This window comes from Paenarthrobacter sp. NPDC057355, assembly GCF_042667405.1.
Classification (GTDB): domain Bacteria; phylum Actinomycetota; class Actinomycetes; order Actinomycetales; family Micrococcaceae; genus Arthrobacter.
In genome coordinates, this window is the sequence record NZ_JBHVAL010000054.1 from 1 (window position 1) to 1,720 (window position 1,720).

Below are 1,720 nucleotides of genomic sequence, written 5' to 3' on the forward strand. Positions count from 1 at the left end.
AACATCAACGACTAGACAATATGAAGTGGCGGCGGTGTTGTTGATGCCGGCCCGTGCGGTCTGCGGTCATTATCGCCGGGCGGTCCGGCAGCGCCGGCTTGGGTGTGTTTAGGTTGCGTTGGGGTGGGCGGCGGCGCTTCCGGGCCTGATCCCCGGCGGTGATGTCCTTTGTCCGGACGGGCCGGGGCCTTCTGTGTCACAGGTTCCGCGGGTTGCCACTCGCGACTCCCTTGGCCGGACGGCTCGGTGGGGGTGCAATGGTAGTGCCACATGTGAAGCTTGGGAGGTCCCGGCTATGTTTGAGCATACGTTCATCGGGCTCGATGTTCACGCGGTTAATATCGTTGGTCATGCGCTGAATCCGGCTACCGGGGAAATCAGCACCCACACGATGACAGCTGAACCGCCCATGGTTCTGGAATGGGTCCGCCGGTTCGAGCCGCCTGTCAAGGTCGTTTACGAATCAGGCCCAACCGGGTTCGTCCTGGCCCGGTACTTGCGCGCGCAGGGCATCGACTGCGTGGTGGCAGCGTCCTCGAAACTATTGCGGGCTCCGGGTGACAGGGTCAAAACCGACAGGCGGGACGCCCGGGTGCTGGCCGAGATACTCGCGGTCGGCTCAGTGATCGAGGTCCGGGTCCCGGACCCAGACGAGGAAGCACTCCGGGACCTGTCCCGGCTGCGCTCGGGCACTGCCAAGGACCTCGCGCACGCCCGGCAGCATGTGAACGCGATCCTGCTGCGCCATGGCATCCGCTACCCCAAGGACACGCGATGGACGAAGGAACACTACCTGTGGTTGCACCGCCAACACTTTGACCAGCCGCCGCTGCAATTCACCTACGCCGCCCAGCTCGAACAGGCTGAGCTGCTCGCCGGGCACCTGTCCCGGATCGACAAACACATCTCAGCCACCGCGAATGCTTGCCGCTACACCCAAGTCATCGACGCGTTGATGTGCCTGCGTGGAATCCAGGTAACGACCGCGTTCGGACTGGCCGTGGAAATTGGGGACTGGACCCGCTTCACTGGCTCCTCGATCGGCTCTTACCTCGGACTCGTGCCCAGTGAAAACTCCTCTGGCCAAACCCGGCATTTGGGTCCGATCACGAAAGCCGGGAACACGTACGCACGAAAGCTCCTCATCGAAGCAGCCTGGCAGCACCGACGCCCCTACGCCCGACCTGGAGTACGACTGCTGCGCCAACTTGATCTCGTCGCCCCGGCAACCCGGATCCGCGCCCTGGAAGGAAACCATCGGCTCCACCACAAATGGGAACACTTCGATGAACGCCACAAACCATCCGTCAAAGCCAACACCGCGATCGCCCGCGAACTCGCAGGCTGGTGCTGGTCACTGGCCGCGCCCCTCCAGCAAGGAGACCGCATGAATGCGGCCTAACCCGAACGTGCCCCTCAACCGTAGTAGGAAGTGACGTGGCAGCACGCGGAGCCAACCCGGGAATCCGACTATGAGCAAGCGGACCACAACCGTCGACGCTCGACCCTAGACACCTAGCAGAGCTCCAGCCGAATATCGTCATGCGGTAACCAACCCGCGAATATCAGTCTGACACTGCCGTCGATCACGACTCGCCCGCACTTTCCACTACAACCGACCGGACACAAGATGAGCGGCCCCCGGAACAAACCCAGGAGCCGCTCATCCATGCCTCTTGACACCAGAACCTACATATCAGTCGGATGATGTTGACCACCA

Annotated in this window: 1 protein-coding gene; it reads left to right on the top strand. The window is 62.4% G+C overall.

The features are described from left to right. Window positions 1-295 precede the first annotated feature (295 nt). The gene (locus ACFUOZ_RS21340; RefSeq protein ID WP_377552038.1) at window positions 296-1,402 is read left to right on the top strand and encodes an IS110 family transposase; all 1,107 of its coding nucleotides are present in this window, start codon (window positions 296-298) and stop codon (window positions 1,400-1,402) included. The last annotated feature ends 318 nt before the right edge of the window (window positions 1,403-1,720 follow it).